Consider the following 22,186-nt stretch of genomic DNA (forward strand, 5'->3'; position numbering starts at 1 on the left):
ATAGATGAGTTGTTATTTAATAAAGGTGGAGAATGGGCACAAGGTTGCCCGCTCCATCACTTCGGAAAAGGAGTATAAGCAGCTGCGTGGAAGCAACGAGCAGAAGGCGAATTTGCGTCTGGCTCGTGCCGGAAACGATGCTGCGAAAAGAAGACTGGTGCAGTTTAATTATTCCGGCCATTATCCGCAAGGCGTGGTGAAGGGAATGAAACTGCCAAGCGGTGCTTTCGGGTTTGATATGGATGAGCCGGAGGCTTTTGCCAAGGCTGCCAAGCTGCTGCTGAAGGAACCGGACAAGTACGGACTGCTGATGCTGGAACGCAGTGCACGACAAGGCGGACATGCGGTGTTTGAGCGTGAAAAGGGCAAGACGGTTCTGGAGAATCAGGTGCGGATTGCTACGATGCTCAAGTGCGAAATGGATACTTCGGCTCACGATATTAATCGGGTTTACTTCACTACCACATCGGATGGCGAAGATCTGCTCTTCCTTTCGCCACGACTCTTCAAGGATGCTTACGATGAGGCTGCTGTGGCTGCTGAAGGGAAAGTTCTAGAAGAGCGTGAAAGATACGGACAGGAGGAACTGCCGGAAGGAGCGCACAAGGCAAACAAGCATTATGAGCCTTGGAAGGAAGAATTCAAGAAGGATTCTCCAGGGGTTTTTAAGGGTCAGGAATTTAAGAATTCGAGAAATTCTACTTCTGCTGCGTCAACTTCTGCTACTTCAACTACTTCTTCTGCTCAGGACAATTATCTCGGGATTCCTTATGGGGAAATCATTAAGAAGTGGTGGCAGATGTATAATGATGGGCAGGAACCGATGCGCTCCAACCGCAATACGCTGACCTTCGAACTGGCTGTGAACCTGCGCCACATCTGTGGTTTTGACCGCAATCTGCTGGCTCAGATTATTCCCTGCTACGATGGGTTTCCCGAGCAGGAAAAGATGGCTTGCATCAACTCGGCATTGAACGAGAAAATCACGCAAATGCCTAAGCGACTGAAGGATGTGCTGGCTGCGCTGAGACAGGAGAAACTGAAACTGGGGGCTTCGAACGGGAATGCAGATGAAGACAGCGAGGCGCTGGTGAATGCCTTGGACGAAGCTAACGCCAAGGATGATCTGTTCTATTACGATGCTTTACCCAAGATGCCACAAGGCGTGCGTGATTCCATCAGTGCTGTTGGACCGGCTCTGGCAATGCCAGTGATTACAGCCATCTGTCCTGCCATCGGAATGCTTGCTACCGGCGTGAAGGTTTCCGTTCACGGCAAGATGAACTCGCTGAACCTTATCTCCTACATCGCCGGTGATTTTGCATCAGGCAAGGGAAGCATCGACCCTGTGGTTGATACCTGGACTTCGGAAGTGAAACAGATGGACAAAATGTATCAGCAGCAGGAGGATGAATGGAGAGCCAAGAAGCGTGCGGCCAAGAATAAGAAGGAGCAACCGGAAGAACCAAAGCTGCCTGTAAGATGTCTTACTTTAAATAATACGGTGGCCAACCTTGCAGAACGACTGGCTAATACTGAAGGCAAGCACGCCTTCTCGTTCACTCCGGAAGCTGACACTGTAGCACAGAAGTGGAAATCGGCTATGAGCGATTTTTCTGTCATGTTAAGACAGGCTTACGACGGAACGAGCTATGAGCGCGAGGCAAGAAGTGCAGATGCGGTGAATGTACATATTGAACATCTTTTGTGGAACGTTGTGATGTGCGGAACGCCAGATGCACTCTATCGAGTAGTGAACAATTATACGGATGGTTTCCAAAGCCATATTGTCGTGGCGCGAACGCCGGACAACACGTTCACTCCGCTTACAGACAATCTCTTTGTGCTGACCGAAACTCAACGTGAGCACATACGGCAGATAGCTCATCTCTTGCCCCTGATGGAGGGCGAGGTGGTTCTGCCTAAGTTGGAGAATAAGGGCAGGGAGTGGCTGGAACAGATACGATTGGAGACCATGAAAAATGACGACAAGGTGAAAGCCCGCCAGCGTTTCCGTATCTGTCCTACCACGATGAGAATGATGACCTGCATCATGCTCTGTAAGGTGGCCGAGACGCTGATTCAGAAACATGGTTTTCAGGGTGCCGAGAAGCAGCTGAAACAGAATCCGCTGTTATGGAAGGAAATGATCGTAAAGACGCAGACACCAACCATGCTCGAAGCCTTCAATATCCTGGCAGATTATCAGTTGGACAATGCACTCTACTTCTTCCGCAGTCGCATAGAGGATGCATTCTCATCCAAGAGTTATTGCGGTCAGACGACTTATGATCGTTCCCGACGCGGCAAAAATGATTCCATCTTCGAGCGGCTTGACGTTACTTTTTCCTTTGAACAGGCATTACAGCAAAGTATAGCAGTAAAGGGGGCAAACGTAACTCGTGAGGTTGTTAGACAGATGTTGAAAAACTGGAAGCGGCAGGGATTGATAGGTGTGCTGCCCGATATGCGTTACCAGAAGGTTCAACCTGCAGTATAATAGTGGTTTAAAGTAAGTGACCATTAATACATCCGGTCATTAACGGTCACGGTCATTTTCGGTCATTAAGGATTTTCAGTAAGGAAATCCTTAATGGCCCTATCAATAAATCAATTTAATTTTTTGATATTTATGGAAATAATCATTTATCGCCGTCGCTTTACCCGATGGGGAGTAGATGGCACATTAGTAATAAAGGGTACGAAAGTTTGTAATACCATAGAACATCCTGAGCGTTATTTGCCTGCAGGAGACTATGAGATAGCTTTTGTTTCTATAGCTAATAAGAGTAGGAAAATGCCTGTTATCCTGAGGAAGGGACAGGCTGTTTGGGAAGTGGGCATCAATTCTCCTTGTCTCAAGCCCGGAAATGGTCCGATGACGCTGAAATATGGATGCATCATTCTGGGTAAGGCTGTAGCCTCTGGGCTGGTGATTCATTCTCAGGAATACTTCGACCGACTTTGTGAACGATTAAGGAAGGCTTCTAAAAAGATGGAATGTATCAAGTTACGTATCATAGATTGGGGTAGTGATGAAATCTCGATAGCATTTTAGGATTTCCACCCTAACATTCATTCATTTAAAATAGCAATATCATGCGTAAGATAAAGGAAATCATTATTCATTGCAGTGCGACCAAGGAAGGTCGCAACTTCACCGTAGCGGATATTGACCGCTGGCACCGGGAGCGCGGAATGCGCTGCATAGGTTATCATTTCGTGATTTATCGTGACGGCAGCATTCATGTAGGACGTGCGATAGAGGAGGTTGGCGCCCATTGCAAGGGCCATAATTCCATCAGTATAGGCATTTGCTACATCGGCGGCTTATCAAAGAAAGGCAAGCCGAAGGATACAAGAACCCGAGACCAGAAAGCAGCAATGCGCTCGCTCATCGAGCAGCTGAAGGAGGAATATCCATTAGCCACGATTCATGGTCATAATGAATTTGCCAACAAAGCTTGCCCCTGCTTTGATGTGAAGAAGGAGTGGGGCTAACAGATAGGGAACGCGCTGCGTTCCCTATTTATACTTATTACCTGTGCGCCATACGTAGAACGAATGTGTTTTATGATGAGCAGCAGGAATTACATCAAGTCACACTTCTCCCCAGTGTTCTTCTCGACCTTCTCGCCATCTTTCAGGATGCGAGCCTTATAGCCAAACTTCTCAAAACCTTTCTGGAGTTTCTCTGGGGTTGTCTTGTCAGCATTATACTGTACTGTGACTGTCTGGTCTGGCACAGAAGTTTCAATGCTCTTGATACCCTTCTCAAAGCGAAGGTTGCTCTTGATTTTATTCTCACAAGCCTCACAGTGCATCTGTGGGGTTGTGGTGAACACTACGGTCTTGATGTCCTTGGCAAAGGTTACCATTGCCACCATCATCATTGTGAACATTACTAAAATCTTCTTCATAACTTTTCTATTTGCTTTAATAATTCAACATTCAACATTTAACATTCAACATTCTCCCTTAAAAGTGTACTCTCACTCCTGCGTAGAACATCCTGCCCTCTACAGGTCCCCAAACCAAGGTTGGCTCGAAATCGCTTCCCCATGGGTTGCTGGCACCATAGATAGGAGTTTTCTGCTTGAAACCAGTCAGGTTCTCGCCTCCCACATAGATGCTCCAATGGCGGAACCATCTCGTAACCTGCGCACTCACTTGCCCGAAGCTATGGAAACGAGGAGACCATGACTGGCTTCCATCTGCCAACTGGTAAGGCTCAGGATTTCTGCCTCCACCATTCAACTGCACGGTGGCATCAAATTGCCATAGGCCAAGTGGAGTCTTATAGGAAGCCGTGAAGAGCGCCTTATACTTGCTGGTCAATGGCTTTTCTTTCAAGGTTTTGCCATAATCGTAGGTACACTTCACATCGTTCAGACGATAAGCCGCTGTTATCTCCAAGCCCTTCAGCAATGGATAAGAGGCATCTATCTGGAAGGTGTGCGAATAAGACTTGCCCATCAAATTGCAGATGGAGATAAGCCCCTTGTTGGCATCATAATCCACCACCGCTTGATTCTTGAAGTCGGTATAGTAATACTCAGCGTTCAGTTTCAGTGTCTTGCCAAACATCGGGATGTAGAAAGCGGTACTCATACCATAGTTCCAAGCCTCCTCTTGCTTAAGTCCATCACCCGTAATCTGAAACTGCCTGCCACTCGCCAAGAGATAGTTGTACTCTGCCAAGCCAAATACCGTGCGATAGCCCTTACCTGCTGACAAGCGGATGCTGATGGCATCGACAGGCGAATACTTCACGTGGAACCGAGGGGTGAAGAAATTGCCATAGATAGAGCTATGGTCGAAACGGACACCTGCCATCACTGTCAACTTCGTGCCTAACGTATAGGTGTATTGGGCGTATGCTCCAGGAGTCGTCTCCTTCTCGTTCATTCTCTGCATCTCCGACAAAAGATAAGGAGAGTCTTCTTGCCCTACTGCCGGTCTTGGAGAAACATTCACATTGGCGCGCTGTCCCAGGTAATCATGGTTGACGCTCAAACCTACCGACAAATTGTGCTGATGAGTAAAATTGGTCTCAAATATCAGCGAGCCATAGAGATTCTTCTCATTGAGGTTGTAGAACCTGTTGCCATACTGGGCATCGAGTTGGTGCATCGAAGCCGAGGACATGAAGGCAATATTGGTGCCATGCTCGTGATTGAGGATGAAGGCATGTTTCATATAACCCTCATAGCGGTTGGTATGGAGCTTGATTCGATAAATATCATCACTATGAACATGTTCCTCATCCTGCCCACTGGTACGAATCTCCTTTAAAGCCCCAAGTCCACCATGAAAGATGTAGTGCTTGCCTTTATACAGCCAACGGTTCTGTACATTATATTGTTCTCTGCCTGGCATATCATAGAAACCATCGCCATTGTCATCATGGTTTTTGAGGATATTCTCATGATGCAACAATATCTCCGTTGCCCACTTATCCGACAGATGAACGTTGGCATCGGCGTTTGCTTCGATTCGGCTCTTGGTATCGCCAAAGAGGTTCACCTCCACCTGTTGCTCATCCTCTGGCTTCAAGTAATCCACATTGATTTGACCTGTAATCGACTCATAGCCATTCTTCACCGAAGCACTACCCTTGGATACTTGAATGCCTTTCATCCAAGGTCCCGGCACATAGCCCAGGGCGTATGGGATGGCTGCACCACGGAAATTCGGCAGATTCTCGGTGAGCATCTGTACGTAAGTGCCCGAAAGACCAAGGAGTTTGATTTGTCTTGCGCCCGTCGTGGCATCATTATAAGCCACATCCACCGATGGATTGGTCGTGAAACTCTCGCCCAGGTTGCAACAAGCCGCCTTGAAGAGCTCATCCTTATTCACGGCGATGCCATTCACGGCACCAGCCAATCGGGAAGTGCCCGACTTGCGAGCCACCACCTTCACCTCCTGCAAGGTCTCGTCCTTGAAGATGGAATCCTGAGAGGAGGAATCTACAGAGTTATTTTCTACAGAATTATTATATGATGATGACAGAGACACAACCTCTGTCTTATTGTTTTTTGCATAAGTCTCAGCACCAATAACCAGCAAGGCACTGAGCAATATATATCTTGAATACATAAATATATTTCCTTTTATCCGAATCTTAAATCTTCGCTTCGGATGATTTTACCATTTTTATATATGTATGCAACCCTAAGATTTTACTGATAGGGATAGGCATACGACAATCTTGGCTGCAAAAGTACAGAAAAACTTTTGCAACCTATTTGCAAATATGGAAAAATCAAATAATCAGGATGTTAAGGAGGGCAAGATAAGCCCTTGGAGGCGAATGCGGAACGTTTTGATTCCAATATCTTGCCTTTTGAATGCTACAGATAACAGGACGAGGCAACGTCTGCCAAAGGGCTGGCACGATGCCTGCAAACACTGGTGCTGCATCGAAATCCAAGTGCTGGATAGAGACCGTAGGCGATAGTTTTACCAGCTCCACTTCCATGCAATGTTTGTTCACCTGTGCGCCCAGCTTGCCTAGGCAACAATCATGGTGCATGCTACGTTTCACGCAACAGTCAGTCACCATACCCACCATCACCTTGTCATAGTGAAGGCAGTGCATGACGGTAGTACCCACGCTCAAGTAAACCACCATGAGCGAGAGCATCAAAGCCATCAATATGTTGAGCGAACGTTTCATACCTATTTTTTGCACCTTTCTTTTCTCAAGTTGCAAAATTAAGCATTTCCATCAAAACAATAACTTAATACCCCTATAATTTAATAACCTTTAACAGCTCTTGAATGAGCATGAATGCCCCCACACTTTCTGTTAATCTTTACTATATTCCTGCGAGAAAACTTGCAGGATAAAGGGAATATGAGTAACTTTGCACACGAATTTCTGAAACTATTGTCTTACAAAGACATAAAATAAGAGAGAAACTATTTTTTAAGGATAATATTGACTCATAAGAACAAATGAAAAAAGGACTATTTGCACTCGCGCTGGGTACCTTTACCTTGGGCATCGCTGAATTTATCATCGAGGGCATCATCACAGACATCGCTCACAACATGAACGTTTCCATCCCGGAAGCAGGACATCTCATCTCCATCTATGCACTCGGCGTCTGCGCCGGAGCTTTCTCGCTGATACTCATGCACAAGTATCATCCCAAGAAGATATTGATGTTCCTGGCTTCGCTCATCACCTTCGGAGCTGTCATCGCCTCAGTAGCACCTAACTACTGGCTCTTACTCTGCGCCCGCTTTATAGAAGGTCTGCCTCATGGCGCCTACTTCGGAACGGGTACCATCGTGGCGGTGAAGATAGCCAAAGAGGGTAAGGGAACCAATGCCGTGGCGATGATGTGCGCAGGTATGCCAGTGGCCAACCTACTGGGGGTGCCGGTGGGAACCTTCCTGAGTCACATGTTCAGCTGGCGAGTACCTTTTGTCAGCTGTATCGTGCTCGGATTCATCACCTTATACATGATTCACAGATGGGTTCCGGATGTAGAAGCACTGCCAAACAACGGTATGAAGGCACAGTTCCATTTCCTCCGCAACAAGGCTCCTTGGCTCATCATCGCAGCCACCTTCCTGGGCAATGGCGGCATCCTCTGCTGGTTCAGTTATATCTCGCCGCTGCTTCAGATGGAGGGCGGATTCAGCGCAGCCAGCATCTCTCTGCTGATGATTCTTGCAGGCGGCGGAATGGTAGTAGGCAATCAGGTGAGCGCCTTGCTTGCCGACCGCTTCAAGCCGGGTCGCTTTACCTGTTATCTCCAGTTTCTGGCGGCAGCTGCACTTCTGTTCACCTTCTTCCTCGCCCCTTTCGGCTGGGTATCTGTGGTGCTGATGTTCATCTGCTGCGCCTGTCTTTTCGGCATCGGATCGCCTGAGCAATTCCTCATCGTGAAGCATGCCAAGGGTGGCGAAATGCTGGGCGGCTGCTGCATTCAGGGCGCCTTCAATCTGGGTAACGCCATGGGAGCTTTCCTCGGTGGTATTCCTGTTGCGATGGGATTGGGATACAACTTCCCTGCCCTTATCGGTGTGCCGATGGCATTGGCAGGAGCCATCTGTCTGCTGGTTTTCCATAAGAAATATGAATAAAAATGCGATAATCCGAAATAAATGATTATCTTTGCAAAAGAATTTCAAATAAACAAAGAAACATGATGAAACTTAACAAGACTTTCCTTACCCTGGGCTTGGCCGCAGCACTCCTGCAGATGCCAGCCTCATCGTTCGCACAGACTGCGGGCGGTAACCGTCAGAATCCTCTTTTAACAAAGAGCAGTCTTCCATTCGGTGCTCCTGACTTCAGCAAGATTCAGGAGAGCGATTACCTGCCAGCCATCGAAGCGGCTATCAAAGAGCAGCGTGCCAACATCCAGAAGATTGTAAACAACAAGAAGAAGCCTAACTTCCAGAACACCATCCTCGCCTATGAGGAGAGCGGTGCGCTGCTCGAAAAGGTGACTAACATCTTCTTTGGTCTCACCAGTGCCCACAAAACTCCGGGCATCGCCGAAACCGAAAAGAAGGCTACCCCATTGCTGACCGAACTCGACAATGAAATTTCGTTCAACAAGAAACTCTTCGAGCGCATCAAGTATGTTTACGACAACGAATATAAGAAGCTCAAGGGCGAAGACAAGCGCCTTACTGAGGTTATCTATAAGAGTTTTGTACGTTCAGGTGCCCTTCTTTCTGCCGAGAAGATGGAGCGCATGAAGCAGACCAACTCCCGCATCTCTGAGTTACAGCAGGAATGGGGCAATCTTCTTCCTGCCGCTACCAACAACGCCGTGGTTTGGGTAAACAGCAAGGAAGAGCTCGCCGGATTGAGCGATGCTGACATTGCACAATGCAAGAAAGATGCAGAGAGCCGCGGAGGCAAGGCGCCTTACTGCATCGTCATCATCAACACCACCCAGCAGCCTATCCTCACCAATCTCCAGAACCGCGAACTGCGCAAGAAGGTGTATATGGCAAGCATCCACCGTGCCGACGGAACCAACCCAAAATTCAACACCTTCCCTATCGTAACCGAGATTGCCAAGTTGCGTGCCGAGAAGGGCAAACTGATGGGATATGACAACTATGCCGACTATTCGCTCGAAAAGACGATGGCTAAGAACAGTAAGAATGTGGATGATTTTCTGAAGCAGCTCATCAAGGAATATGCTCCTAAGGCTGATGCTGAAACCAAGGCGATAGAAGCGTATGCACAGAAGACTGAAGGCAAGGACTTCAAGCTGCAGCCATACGACCGCTTCTATTATTCTGCGAAGATGAAGAAGGAGATGCTCAACATTACCGATGATGAGATCAAGCCATACTTCAACATCGACAGCGTACAGGTGAATGGTGTATTCTATGCCGCCCATCGTGTTTACGGACTGAACTTCAAGCAGCGCAAGGATATCCCAACCTATCACCCAGACATGAAGGTATTCGAGGTGAGCGACAAGAACGGCAAGCCAATCGCCCTCTTCTACAGCGATTACTTCCGCCGTCCTACCAAGCGTGGCGGTGCATGGATGAGTGCCTTTGCCAAGCAGAGCAAGCAGCGCAGCCAGTTGCCTATTATATATAATGTATGCAACAATGCCAAGGCACCGGAGGGTCAGCCATCTCTCATCACATGGGATGAGGTTACTACCCTGTTCCATGAGTTCGGTCATGCACTTCACGGAATCCTTTCCGACTGCAAATACAATACCCTTTCAGGAACAGCCGTTGCCCGCGATTTCGTAGAGATGCCATCCCAGTTTAACGAATCGTTTGCTTCTATTCCGGAGATATTCGACCATTACGCCCGTCATACCGAGACCGGAGCTGCGATGCCAGCCGATCTGAAAGAGCGCATGCTGAAGAGCATCAGCTTCCAGACCGCTTATTCACTGGGCGAGAATCTGGCTGCTACCTGTCTTGACCTTGCCTGGCACAAGATTAGCGAAGAAGAGGTGCCTTCACCTTATATGGCAGGCGCCTTCGAGAAGGAAGAGCTCCACAACATCGGTTTGCTCAACACCCAGATTCCTCCTCGCTACAGCACATCATACTTCAACCATGTATGGGGCGGCGGTTATGCTGCAGGCTATTACAGCTATCTCTGGACAGAGGTGCTGGCTGTGAACATCGCCGACTACTTTGCAAAGCATGGTGCCTTAGATCCAGCCGTTGGTCAGGCATTCCGCGATAAGATTCTGAGCCGTGGCAACACCAAGGACCAGATGGAAATGTTTACCGACTTTACAGGTATGGAGAAGCCAGATGCTTCCGGATTCCTGAAAGCAAGAGGTTTATAATGCATAAAATTACGATATGAAACAGGTAGAGGGTGTGCCATAAGTTAATGACACACCCTCTTTCTTTATCCTTTAATAGCCTGAGGTGTCCAGCTCTTCAGGAATCTGAGCACCTTTTCTTCGTTATATCCCTTACCTTCTTCCAGGAAACTGGAATCCTGGATATGGAGAACCTTTCCGGTTTCATCGAGCACCACAAAGACCGGGAATCCGAAACGCTGAGGATTGTTCAGTCGCTTCATCAGCTGCTCAGCCTTCTTCACCGCCGCATCACCGGCAGTTTTTCTGCGATTGTAGTTCACATGAATATATTCGAAATGATCATTCACCATCTTGTTGACCGCAGCATTCTTCTCTACAAAATCGGCAAACTTCAAGCACCATGGGCACCAGTTACCACCTACCTGACAGATAACAAACTTGCCATTCTTCTTGGCTTTAGCCAAAGCCTCATCAATCTGAGCCATCGGATCGATGCTTTCATTATACACCTTCTTGAGAGCAGTCTGCACCTGAGCAGGTTTCAATGCTCCTGCCTGGTCGAGCGAATCCAGTTTCTTCATCATCTCCTCCGCCTTCACGGTAGAGAATGCAACCTTACCTTCCGGATTGATCAGATAAGAGGTAGGAATCCATAAGATGTGATAATCCTTGGAAATCTTTGTTTCCTTCCATTTCTTAAACTCACAGTATTGCAACCAGGTATACTGATTATCACCCAGATATTTCTTCATCTTCGCCTCATCGGTATCAAAAGAAACACCCACTACCTGGATCTTGGTATTGTATTTGTCACAGATAGCCTTCACCATCGGCATGTCTCTTCTGCAGTCTGGACACCAGGAAGCCCAGAAATCGAGCATGGTCCAGACACCTGGAACCGTCTTTCCGTCTTTATCCCTCTGAGTCTTCTTATCTGAAAGCTGGAAGATTTTCTTCCCCGTCTTACTGTCAGTAATCGTGAAGTCGGGAGCCTCGGTGCCTACAGGCAGCAAGTCAAGCGATGTCTGTGCTCTACCGACGACAGCCGTCATCAGGAGCAAAAAGAATAATAGTTTCTTCATACAATTTTTCTGTTTATGTCTGTTACTTCAAATATATATATTAATATTAACCATCGAGACTAGAACTGATAATAAATGAACGGCTGTACACTCTCCTGAGAAACCTCAACTACCATCTGCAGACAGATGATGAAGAGCAGCAGTTTAGCCACCCAAGGCAGAAGGATGAACCGCGCCTGAAGACGGTGATACTGGCGCTCGGTAAAGAGATAGCTCAGCATGACACCTATGATGCAAAGCGTCCAGGCAGGACGGGCATGGAAGAAAGGCACCAGATAATCGATGCTGAAATCATTTGCCACCTTATCATACATCTTCCCCAACACACCCAAATCCTTGGCACGGAAAAAAGACCACGCAAAGCATATATATAAATAGGTGATGAGCCAGCTGAGAAAATTGCCAGCCAGCGTACGGGGAATGCTTATGCCCAACTGACGGCTGAAGAACTTATGCACCACAAGTCCGAAACCATGAAGAGCACCCCAGATGACGAACATCCAGGAAGAGCCATGCCATAAGCCTGCCACCAGCATGGTGAGGAAGTTGTTGAAATACATGCGCACCTTTCCCTTCCGGTTTCCACCCAGCGGAATATACACATAATCGCGGAACCAGAAGGAAAGCGAGATGTGCCAGCGACGCCAGAACTCGGTAACCGAGAGTGAACGGTAAGGGAAATAGAAGTTGTCGGGCAGATAGAAACCCAGAATGGCTGCCACACCGATACTCATATCGCTGTATCCCGAGAAATCGAGGAAAATCTGTACAGGATAGCCGAAGAGCGCTGCCAGATTCTCGAAACCCGAGAAGGTTTGCGGCGCATCAAACACCCAGTTGTTGAACTGTGCGATATAATCGCTCAGCATATTCTTCTTGACCAGTCCCAACATGATGAGGAAGAGTCCCGTCCACAGCATTCTGCTGGAAGCCTGTTCGTTTCGTTTCAGTCTGGGTATCAGATTGGCGGCACGGGTGATAGGACCCGCCATCAGCAGCGGAAAGAAGGTGAGATAGAAGCAATACTCCAGGAGCGTTACTTCCATGTCAAACTTGCGCTTATAGGTATCTACCGCATAGCTGATAGCCTGGAAGGTATAGAACGAGATACCTACAGGCAGAGCGATAGACTGCAGGGAGAAGTTGGTGCTGAACATCTCGTTGACTACATCGCCAATGATGAAATTGGTATATTTGAAATAGCACAGCAGAGCCAGGTCTACAAGCACTACGAAGGTGAGCAGCGCCTTGCGCGCCTTCCCCTCATGCAGTCTCATTTCCTGGGTTACGGCATAATTGATGCAAGCCGTAAGCGGCAGCATCCACATCACCATTCCGTTCACCTTATAGGCAAAGAAAAGGCTGAAGCAGATGACATACATCATCATAGCTGTGCGCGAATAGCTCTTGAGCAGGATATAAATGGCAAGGAAGAAGATGAAGAGCAGCGCAAACGGAATGCTGCCCATCATCAGCGGAGAATCTGCCTGATAAACAAACAGCCGCTCTATCCAATGCCACAAGGCACTTATTTCGAATGTTGAATAATTCATTTGTCTGTTCTGAAGATATTATTTATTGAACTCTTTCTTATACGGAATCTTTATGGTTTACATGCTTTACCGCTGGAACCGTCTTGTCAGCAGCAGCCGGAGACGTTTTTCCTGCAGTTGCAGGTTCCTTGGTTGCAGCAGGACTTTCTGTGGTTTCAGGCACAGTTCCCTCTACAGGCCTAGAAAGAGAATCCTTCTTCACAGCCGTACTGTCAGCCCTGTGTTTGGTTCCAGGAGGCAAGATGGTAATCTGTCTGTATCTGCGGTCACGCTTATCCGGCATTTCCAAACGGAACGGATGCACACAATGACCGCTATTCATCCATTCAACTATCTTATCCATCCACATGGCAGATGAAGCCATAGTCGGATGCCGGCCGTCTTTCTGGCGTTCGAAGGTAAGTTTGTAACTAGGATAATAGCCTCGTGGTCCCATCACCTCACGGAGGAGTTTGTTATATCCATTATCCTCACACCAGTTTGGCGGACCAATCCATATCGTCGGAATATTACCTATCTTGCTCAAGATGGCACGGATGCGTTTTTCACATCCCTTCATATCAGCCGTATACAGTTCGTTGCTGCCCAGACATACAAAGACATGGGTAGGTTTGATACGTTGGATATAATGCTGCAGGGTATCGGTAGCAGCCCAGTTTCTGGTGCCCGAACTCACCCAGGTAATACAGGTGAGTTTATGACCGTTCTTGTTGGCATAATCAGCCAGTCGCAGACCTAGATATTCCGACATCGAGTCGCCGAAGATCAGTACTCGCTGCGCCGCCGTATCCACGGGTTCCTTTATCATGCTGTCAGCCTTTTCCTCTTCAGCAAGCTCTGCCTCGCTTTTACCGGTGAGCGCATCCATTCCAATCTGTTTCAGCGGAATGTTTTCAGCCACTTGCTCTGGAATAAAGGCATAAGCCAGCAGTCCTCCAATGGCTATTGCCAGCAGGGCTATCATTTTCCAGGTTTCTTTCATTTTATATCTTTAATGAGTTTTGGTTATTCTTTTTCTTATACATTCGCCCGACATTACAGTTGAAAGGGAGTGAGCACATTGAGCAACTTTCCGAAATCGGCCTTCGAGATGCGCCTTCCTCTCAAGCTGCGCACCTGCGGATAGTCTTCGAAATAGTTCTCCATCGTAGTATACCACTGATGAGAAACCACTTCCCTGACCGTCTTCAGCTGATTTTCGATGCGACGGGCAAAACTCGGATTCACTCTCGAGAGATAATGTCTTCCATCATTCATCTCGATGGCAAGCATCAGATAAATTTGCGGTCCCTTCTTCTCTTTTCTGCTTTTTACGGTTTCGCTTACCTTCCACCCCTTGGTGGATGTCGATACTCTGATATCCCAGCCATACTGGCTGTTGAGCTTATCCATCAGCCCCTTGAACACAACCCCGTGAGCCGAGGTATCTTTCAGTCCCGTATAACCGATGATGTAATGTATCATCTCGTGGAGCAAGACACTCTTTGCCTGCTTGTCGGTCATATCATAATAAGTAGACATGGAGAGTTTGAAATCGTAGAGTTTGGTGCGTCCCCATCTGGAGGCCCGCTTATAGGCAAGTTGCCCCAACCGAGTCTTGGCATGAGTAAGTCCGAGTTCAGGAACAGGCAGCTTTCCCCCGAAATATTCCTGGTCGAACCGACTGAACCACTCCTCCATCCATTCTATTGTAACAATCATGTATGTATATTTATTCAATAATTATTCAGTTCTGTATATCAGATACTACAAAACGTTTGCAAAGATACAACTTTTTCTTTGTTTCTTTCAATATTTATCGAAAAATGCGTAACTTTGCACGCAAATTTACAACAAAAATGAACAAGACAGCACAACATATCATAGATATTAAGAATGTGTCGAAAAGATTTGGCGAGAAAACAGCCCTCAACAACATCAATCTCTATGTGAGAAAGGGCGAATTTATGACCATTCTGGGTCCTTCGGGATGCGGAAAAACGACATTATTAAGACTTTTGGCAGGGTTTGAAACCGCCAGCGAAGGCATCATTACCATCGCCGGCAACGATATTACTAACCTTCCTCCTTACAAGCGAAATGTAAACACGGTATTCCAGAAATACGCTCTGTTCCCTCATCTCAACGTTTACGACAATATCGCCTTCGGTTTGAAGCTCAAGAACACACCGAAGGAAGAGATTTTGCCGAAGGTAAAACGTGCCCTGAAGATGGTAAACATGAGTGATTATGAATATCGTGATGTCAACTCGCTTTCGGGCGGTCAACAGCAGCGTATTGCCATCGCCCGTGCCATCGTCAACGAACCGGAAGTTCTTCTCCTGGATGAACCGCTTGCAGCACTCGACCTCAAGATGCGTAAAGACATGCAGCTGGAGCTGAAGCAGATGCACGAACGCCTGGGCATTACCTTCGTATACGTTACCCACGACCAGGAAGAGGCCCTCACCCTGAGCGACACCATCGTAGTGATGAGCGAGGGAGAGATACAGCAGATAGGTACACCAACCGATATCTACAACGAACCAGCCAATGCTTTTGTTGCTGACTTTATCGGCGAGAGCAATATTCTCTGCGGAACGATGGTCCACGACTGTCTGGTGAATGTGGCAGGTACTGAACTGCCTTGTGTAGACAAGGGCTTCGGCTGCAACCAGGAAGTGGATGTCGTGATACGTCCTGAGGATATCGAAGTTTCCACCGATACCGCCCATGCCCAGTTTGTGGGCAAGATAACCTCTTCCATCTTCAAGGGAGTACACTACGAGATGCTGGCAGAAACCGAGAAGGGCAACGAATTTCTCATCCAGAACTACAAGCATTTCGAAGTAGGTCAGACGATAGGAATGAGCGTGATACCCGACAATATTCACATCATGAAGAAGGAGCGCATCACCAACACCTTCGATGCAAAGGTAAACGGCGACGGAACGATAGAATTCCTGGGCTGCGAATACCAGATGGAGATTCCGGAAGAAATAAAGGACAAGATTCAGACCGATGAAAACGGAAACGAAACCATCCGGGTGAACGTACCTTTCAACAAGATAGAACTCTTCGACAACGAGAGCGAAGGAACCTTTACAGGCGACATCAGCTTCATTCTCTACAAGGGCGACCACTATCATCTCACCATCGATACCGACTGGGGCGAGAAGCTCTATGTAGATACACAGGATGTATGGGATTTAGGCGATCATGTGGCTATCACCATTCCTCAGGAGAATATTTCGTTTGAATAAAAATTATTAATTCCTAATTATCAATTATAAATTGAACATTATCAAGTTTATCTCTTCGCGACAAAGCTGGTCGATACCTTACGCCATCTTTGCAGCGATATTTGTGGTACTGCCATTGCTTCTCATCGTAGTGTTCGCATTTACCGATGAGAACGGAGCCCTGACGCTCTACAACTTCCAGAAGTTCCTGGCACACCCCGAAGCCATCAACACCTTTGTGTATTCGATAGGCATCGCCTTTCTCAACACCCTGCTCTGCATTCTGCTGGGCTATCCGGCCGCCTATATTCTGACACAAACCAGAATGAAGTATGCCAACACCATCGTCATGCTCTTCATTCTGCCGATGTGGGTAAACATCCTGGTGCGCACACTTGCCACCGTGGCCCTCTTCGATTTTGCCGACCTTCAGCTGGGTGAGGGTGCCCTCCTGTTCGGTATGGTCTACAACTTCATCCCATTCATGATTTACCCTATCTACAACACCCTGCAGAAGATGGACCGCAGCTATATCGAAGCAGCCGAAGACCTGGGAGCATCGCCTTGGCAGCAGTTCTTCAAGGTCATCCTGCCCCTCTCCATGCCGGGCGTAGCGAGTGGCATTCTGATGGTATTCATGCCAACCATCTCTACCTTCGCTATCTCCGAACTGCTGACGATGAACAACATCAAGCTCTTCGGTACCACCATCCAGGAGAACATCAACAATTCGATGTGGAACTACGGTGCAGCCCTCTCGCTCATCATGCTCTTCCTCATCGGCGCCTCTACCCTCATCGCAGGTGATGGCAGTAAACAGGAAGGAGGTATCAGATGATGCAGTCATTATTCAGTAAGGATATGATGAAGAAAGTATTCTGCCAAGGATATCTCTGGTTGCTCCTGCTGCTACTCTACTCCCCTATCTTCATCATCATTATCTTCTCGTTTACCGAAGCGAAGGTGATGGGCAACTGGACGGGTTTCTCGCTGCAGCTCTACAAGAATCTCTTTGCAGAAGGCACGCACCATTCGCTCACAGCGGCACTGGTCAATACCGTAACCATCGCCCTGATTACCGCAACCGTATCCACGCTCTTCGGAACCCTGACAGCCATCGGCATCTACAACCTGCGCAACCGCTATGCACGTAACGCCATACAGTTTGTCAACAACATTCCGATACTCAACGGCGACATCATCATCGGTATCTCGCTCTTCCTGCTCTTCATCACGCTGGGCATTCCGCAGGGCTATACTACCGTAGTACTCTCGCATATCACCTTCTGTCTGCCATACGTTATCCTGAGTGTGATGCCAAGACTGAAGCAGATGAATCCGAACCTCTATGAGGCGGCACTCGATCTGGGCGCCTCTCCGATGCAGGCACTTCGCAAGGTCATCATCCCAGAGATATTGCCGGGTATGATTTCCGGTTTCATGCTTGCCATCACGATGAGTATCGATGACTTCGCCGTCACCATCTTCACGATAGGTAACGAAGGTCTGGAAACCCTCTCCACATTCATCTATGCCGATGCCAGAAAGGGAGGACTGACCCCAGAACTTCGTCCGCTGAGTACCATCATCTTCGTACTGGTACTGGTGATGCTGATTATCATCAACAAACGTTCTGAGAAAAATAAGAAGAAATGAGAATGAAGAACAAGATATTATTAGGAGTCAGTGGAGTAAAAGGAGTTAAGACCATCGTCTTTCCCTTTCTTTGCCTGCTGATGATTCTGCCGCTCTCTTCCTGTTACAACAAAGAGAACCGCGAGGAGATTCTGAAGGTTTACAACTGGGCTGATTATATAGATGAAGACGTTCTTGCCAACTTCCCGAAATGGTATGAACAGCAGACCGGCAAGAAAATCCGAGTCATCTACCAGACCTTCGACATCAATGAGGTGATGCTTACCAAGATAGAGCGAGGTCATGAAGACTACGACGTGGTATGCCCGTCAGAATATATCATCGAGCGCATGCTCCGCAAAGACCTTCTCCTGCCTATCGACACAGCCTTCGGCAAGACGCCCAACTATATCAGCAACGTATCACCATACATTGTTGAGCAGATAGATGCCACCTCCAACAATGGCCGCATCGCCCACCATTATGCCGTGCCTTACATGTGGGGAACCTGTGGCATCCTATATAATAAGGTACACGTACCTATAAATGATGCACAGACCTGGGGAACTTTATGGAACAGAAAATATCAGGGCAAACTCCTGATGAAGGATTCCTACCGCGACTCCTATGGCACCGCACTCATCTGGACACATCGTAAAGACCTGGAAGCAGGCAAGGTGACCGTACCACAGTTGATGAACGACTATTCACCCGCTGCCATAGCCGCAGTAGAGAAAGAGTTGAAAGCTCTGAAACCAAACATAGAAGGATGGGAAGCCGACTTCGGCAAGGAGACCATGACCAAAGGCAAAGCCTATCTCAACATGACCTGGAGCGGTGATGCCGTCTGGGCTATTGAAGAAGCCGGAAAAGTGGGTGTAGAACTGGGATATGAGGTACCGAAAGAAGGAAGCAATGTATGGTTCGACGGTTGGGTAATCCCTAAATATTCCCGCAATCCGAAGGCTGCCGCCTATTTCATCAACTATCTCTGTCAGGAAGACGTGGCACTCGCTAATATGGAGACTACAGGATATGTGAGCAGCGTGGCAGGCAAAAAGGTATTAGAAGCTATGAGCGATACTGAGGCTTATCCCAAACCTGTAAATCTGGCCTACTTCTTTGGCGAGGAAGGCAAGAATGCCCATCTCAACCCTATCATGTATCCAGACAGCAGCATAGTAGCCCGATGCGCCATGATTCATGATGCCGGCGATCATACTCCCGAGGTATTGGATATGTGGTCGAAGGTGAAGGGAGACAATCTGGGCGGCGGCATCGTTATCTTCCTGTTAGCCGTAGTCCTTGCCCTCACGGTATTCGTTGCCATCAAGAAGTATGAGCATTACAAGCACAGAAGGCTGTCGAGGAAACACCGCAGAAGACATGTGGTAAAGGTAAAAGGGTAAAAAAGTAAAAGAGAGGGGAAAAACCTATTTTATAGGGGAAAATGAACATTTTTTGAAGGAAAAGAGAAAAAAGTGCCGAAAAAATTTGGTAATATCAAATAAAAGCATTACCTTTGCACTCGCTTTTGAGACATAAAGCTTTTGGGTAGTTACCAGAGTGGCCAAATGGGGCAGACTGTAAATCTGCTGGCTATGCCTTCGGTGGTTCGAATCCATCACTACCCACTTTTCCCAAAAAATAACTCAAAAATTTAAGAGTCCGACTTTCGAGAGAGAGCCGGACTTTTTTTATACAATCGAGTAGGAGGTAAACACTAATCGTAGGCGTTTGTCTCCTATTTTCGCATTTACCGACCTCTCACACCACCGTACATGCGGTTCCGCATACGGTGGTGCCTATTGGGTGCTTGAAGAACTAAAAAGCTAAAACAGGAGGCAAAAACTCTCACTTTATCATTGCCTCCTGATTCTCTAATTTTTATACTTTTTAAACAAATTGTTCAAATCTTCTAGTCCAATCAAATACTTGATGTCGTCACGAACCGAGGAAGAAGCAGCATCGAGCGATTCCACTTTCTTACCTGTAGCAGTATCCACGATACGCACCATCTCATTGCGACTTACCGTGGTACAACGTTCAGAATACTCTACCATTCCCTTCAACTTCGGCACTGAGTCTGCATAACCAGTATAATGTGGCTCAAGCAATATGAATTCAAAGTTGTCATTCACACGACGTACTATGATAAAATCTGGGAAATGCGCCTTAAGTTCTGTGCCCAAACGGTACTGAAAGCATAGAGAACCTTCCTTGTTGGGAATATTGCGAACCCAACAAACAAAACCTTTCTTCTGTCTTTCGACATCGAGAACCTCTAGCTCCCACTCGTTCAACTTAAATACAGCCTTTCCATCTCCATCCGCATATAGATGGTCTGTACAAACAGTTCCATCGGGATGCTTGCTCGTAACCATTAAGTCTGGTAGAGTCAAATCGAAGGGCGACGTGGAAACATGAACCTTTACTATTTTCTCATATTCACGCTTCACTCCCTCCCCAAAAGTCTCTAATTTTTGACGATACTGATTGACATACTTATGAAACGCTTCCTTGCAATACTTATCAAGTTGTTCCATACACGACTGATTGCAGGCGTAGAGGATAAATTGCAAACGCAGTTCAGTATTGTCATACTCATCCAGGCGAGCCTTGCGATAAGCATTCAGCACGCCGTCTTTTCCAAAACGTGTTTCCACATTCTCGCTCCAAGTATCTATATCTGACTCTGAAAGAATGAGTTTGCCATCCTCGCCCTCTTTTGCGCTTTTGCCCAAGGCATCAAAAGCTAACACCACATCGTTCATGGTGCGGATTTTCTCCATCGTCTGCTGGTAAGTCCCAGCATCCTGCAAATCCTTGACGAAATCAGTTATCTGACCGACGATATCATTCTTCAGCTTATTGACAGCATCTCTGCACAATCGAGTGCGAACCACCAAATGGCAAAGTTTGAAAAGAGCTTTTCGATAATCCGTAACGCTTTTTTGCGGTATCGCATAATTATCTATCCGAGCGGCATTGATAGCCTCGAACACTTCCTGTCGTGAAAGTCCACAAGGCAAGTTGCCCCTAAGTTTCAATACCTGCTTAGGCGAAGGATTGGTTTCCACATGAGTAGGAATCGTACCTTCCAATTCTCGCTTCACCCGTTCTACGGTAACCGCATCAAAATTAGGAAGGAAAAGCTGTACTTCATTCAAAGTATCATCAGTCTCTATTCGTTTCTGCAAAGGAGTGCGCACCATTCTTCCTAGCAGTTGGGCGATGTTGGTGTAACCTGATGCCACCTTGAACGACATCATCGTCTCAGCCCTTGGACAATCCCAACCTGTGGAAAGATTATCCTTGAAAAAGATGACTTTTACGTCCTTGGACTCCGATATTCGTGAAGGGTCGAGATAACGCACTTCAAGCCCATTGACAGTTATGGATTCCTTGGTGTCGAAAGTATGTACCACTTCACCACTTCTCAATGAAATCCCGGTATGAGCCTCAATGATGCGCAAGCACTCATCGAGGTTGGTCTCAGACAACTTATCATCCTTTTTGTTCTTTACCTGAACCACCAAGGCTGGTCTCACTTCTACATCCTCATGTTGACGATACGCCTCCCAATGCTGGCATTTACTTTTCCAGTCCTTTGCGGCTTCCGCCAGATAGGTCATCTCGGCGAAAGCCTCTCCTGTCTGAGGATGGTGTATTTTGATCTCATCCTTCAACAAGCCTGACGCACGCACCTCATCGGGAGTAACCTCCACCTTAGGCAACAGCGTAGAATCAGCAGATTTCACCAATTCATTGAATCGTTCCAAGGTGGCACTCATGCCGATTATCAATGGCATGGACGGCATATTGTCTGCCTCCGAACCGAGAACAAACTTCTGCATGATACTCATCTGCGTACCAATCTCATTGGGCTTGGCACCACGATGAGCCTCATCAATGATAACCACAAGTTTGTCACCATACTCCTCTATCGTGTTGCGCATAAAGTCCCAACCTGTATAGTTACGGCTATCGCTATACTTCACAAGATTGCTGTTTACCCCAAATTTCTGGGTATTCACATAATAAATGGTACCCAACTGAAGTTTGTCGGCCTTGAAGTTCTGCTCATCTATAGTCACAACTTGGCGATTTCTCAACTTGTCTGCCACTTTGTAGAGTTTGTCCTTACTCTGCTCGTTCAGTTCAGGTGCATCGCTTATCCATAGCACGATGGCATCATTCTGAGTCCCTTGATAGGTGTCTCCAGTATAGAGAGCCTCGATGAATGCAGACATGATGATGGTCTTGCCAGCACCCGTAGGGGCTGTAAAAGGTATGATGCTCTTCTCACCATCTTGCTTATAGCGACGCTGTGCCTTCACCTGTCGCTCTCGCAGACTGCCAAGTGCTTTATTCTGAAATTCAAATAAATCTACTAACATACGTGC

General features: G+C 47.3%; 17 protein-coding genes and 1 tRNA gene. 10 read left to right on the forward strand and 8 right to left on the reverse strand.

What is annotated here, in order from left to right:
• Positions 1 to 4: 4 nt before the first annotated feature.
• The 3 genes from ONT19_RS08245 (at position 5) to ONT19_RS08255 (ending at position 3,501) form a co-directional block, all read left to right on the forward strand.
• Positions 5 to 2,500 carry a YfjI family protein gene (locus ONT19_RS08245; protein WP_264952755.1) on the forward strand — a complete coding sequence of 832 codons (2,496 nt, stop codon included), beginning with the start codon at positions 5 to 7 and terminating at the stop codon, positions 2,498 to 2,500.
• A gap of 132 nt (positions 2,501 to 2,632) precedes the next feature.
• The gene (locus ONT19_RS08250; RefSeq protein ID WP_264952754.1) at positions 2,633 to 3,058 is read left to right on the forward strand and encodes a DUF5675 family protein; all 426 of its coding nucleotides are present in this window, start codon (positions 2,633 to 2,635) and stop codon (positions 3,056 to 3,058) included.
• A 41-nt stretch (positions 3,059 to 3,099) separates the two neighbouring features.
• Positions 3,100 to 3,501, forward strand: coding sequence for an N-acetylmuramoyl-L-alanine amidase (locus ONT19_RS08255; RefSeq protein WP_118064062.1), 402 nt, complete (start codon positions 3,100 to 3,102; stop codon positions 3,499 to 3,501).
• Between the two features lie 89 nt (positions 3,502 to 3,590).
• Here ONT19_RS08255 and ONT19_RS08260 read toward each other — a convergent pair whose 3' ends face one another.
• The 3 genes from ONT19_RS08260 to ONT19_RS08270 all read right to left on the reverse strand — a co-directional run bounded on the left by ONT19_RS08260 (position 3,591) and on the right by ONT19_RS08270 (position 6,682).
• The gene (locus ONT19_RS08260) at positions 3,591 to 3,920 is read right to left on the reverse strand and encodes a heavy-metal-associated domain-containing protein (protein ID WP_117693922.1); all 330 of its coding nucleotides are present in this window, start codon (positions 3,918 to 3,920) and stop codon (positions 3,591 to 3,593) included.
• A 58-nt stretch (positions 3,921 to 3,978) separates the two neighbouring features.
• The gene (locus tag ONT19_RS08265) at positions 3,979 to 6,102 is read right to left on the reverse strand and encodes a TonB-dependent receptor plug domain-containing protein (RefSeq protein ID WP_264952753.1); all 2,124 of its coding nucleotides are present in this window, start codon (positions 6,100 to 6,102) and stop codon (positions 3,979 to 3,981) included.
• A 166-nt stretch (positions 6,103 to 6,268) separates the two neighbouring features.
• Positions 6,269 to 6,682 (reverse strand): hypothetical protein, encoded by a 414-nt coding sequence (locus ONT19_RS08270; protein WP_117728931.1) that lies wholly within the window; start codon positions 6,680 to 6,682, stop codon positions 6,269 to 6,271.
• Between the two features lie 281 nt (positions 6,683 to 6,963).
• On the opposite strand from ONT19_RS08270, the gene ONT19_RS08275 reads away from it, so the two are divergent.
• Together ONT19_RS08275 and ONT19_RS08280 are read left to right on the forward strand one after the other, a co-directional pair.
• Positions 6,964 to 8,103, forward strand: coding sequence for an MFS transporter (locus ONT19_RS08275; protein ID WP_264952752.1), 1,140 nt, complete (start codon positions 6,964 to 6,966; stop codon positions 8,101 to 8,103).
• A 62-nt stretch (positions 8,104 to 8,165) separates the two neighbouring features.
• A complete protein-coding gene (locus ONT19_RS08280) occupies positions 8,166 to 10,307 on the forward strand; it encodes a M3 family metallopeptidase (protein WP_437183478.1) in 2,142 nt (713 codons plus the stop codon).
• A 65-nt stretch (positions 10,308 to 10,372) separates the two neighbouring features.
• Here the strand turns inward: ONT19_RS08280 and ONT19_RS08285 are convergent, their stop codons facing one another.
• The 4 genes from ONT19_RS08285 to ONT19_RS08300 are packed head-to-tail and all read right to left on the reverse strand — an operon-like array spanning position 10,373 to position 14,625.
• Positions 10,373 to 11,371, reverse strand: a complete 999-nt coding sequence (locus ONT19_RS08285; RefSeq protein WP_264952751.1) for a thioredoxin-like domain-containing protein — start codon at positions 11,369 to 11,371, stop codon at positions 10,373 to 10,375.
• Between the two features lie 59 nt (positions 11,372 to 11,430).
• A complete protein-coding gene (locus ONT19_RS08290) occupies positions 11,431 to 12,924 on the reverse strand; it encodes an MBOAT family O-acyltransferase (protein ID WP_264952750.1) in 1,494 nt (497 codons plus the stop codon).
• 37 nt (positions 12,925 to 12,961) lie between these two features.
• The gene (locus ONT19_RS08295; protein WP_264952749.1) at positions 12,962 to 13,906 is read right to left on the reverse strand and encodes a hypothetical protein; all 945 of its coding nucleotides are present in this window, start codon (positions 13,904 to 13,906) and stop codon (positions 12,962 to 12,964) included.
• Positions 13,907 to 13,959: 53 nt separating this feature from the next.
• Positions 13,960 to 14,625, reverse strand: a complete 666-nt coding sequence (locus tag ONT19_RS08300) for a SprT-like domain-containing protein (protein WP_234563497.1) — start codon at positions 14,623 to 14,625, stop codon at positions 13,960 to 13,962.
• Positions 14,626 to 14,762: 137 nt separating this feature from the next.
• On the opposite strand from ONT19_RS08300, the gene potA reads away from it, so the two are divergent.
• The 5 genes from potA (at position 14,763) to ONT19_RS08325 (ending at position 19,414) form a co-directional block, all read left to right on the forward strand.
• Positions 14,763 to 16,166, forward strand: a complete 1,404-nt coding sequence (potA, locus tag ONT19_RS08305; protein WP_264952748.1) for a polyamine ABC transporter ATP-binding protein — start codon at positions 14,763 to 14,765, stop codon at positions 16,164 to 16,166.
• Positions 16,167 to 16,197: 31 nt separating this feature from the next.
• Positions 16,198 to 16,983 (forward strand): ABC transporter permease, encoded by a 786-nt coding sequence (locus ONT19_RS08310; RefSeq protein ID WP_153092901.1) that lies wholly within the window; start codon positions 16,198 to 16,200, stop codon positions 16,981 to 16,983.
• A gap of 23 nt (positions 16,984 to 17,006) precedes the next feature.
• Positions 17,007 to 17,801, forward strand: coding sequence for an ABC transporter permease (locus ONT19_RS08315; protein ID WP_118201306.1), 795 nt, complete (start codon positions 17,007 to 17,009; stop codon positions 17,799 to 17,801).
• 80 nt (positions 17,802 to 17,881) lie between these two features.
• The gene (locus ONT19_RS08320) at positions 17,882 to 19,189 is read left to right on the forward strand and encodes an ABC transporter substrate-binding protein (protein ID WP_264953086.1); all 1,308 of its coding nucleotides are present in this window, start codon (positions 17,882 to 17,884) and stop codon (positions 19,187 to 19,189) included.
• Between the two features lie 143 nt (positions 19,190 to 19,332).
• Positions 19,333 to 19,414, forward strand: a tRNA-Tyr gene (locus ONT19_RS08325).
• Positions 19,415 to 19,660: 246 nt separating this feature from the next.
• Here the strand turns inward: ONT19_RS08325 and ONT19_RS08330 are convergent.
• Positions 19,661 to 22,180 carry a DEAD/DEAH box helicase gene (locus tag ONT19_RS08330; RefSeq protein WP_264952747.1) on the reverse strand — a complete coding sequence of 840 codons (2,520 nt, stop codon included), beginning with the start codon at positions 22,178 to 22,180 and terminating at the stop codon, positions 19,661 to 19,663.
• Between the last annotated feature and the right edge of the window lie 6 nt (positions 22,181 to 22,186).

The organism is Segatella copri (assembly GCF_026015625.1).
Taxonomy (GTDB): domain Bacteria; phylum Bacteroidota; class Bacteroidia; order Bacteroidales; family Bacteroidaceae; genus Prevotella; species Prevotella copri_H.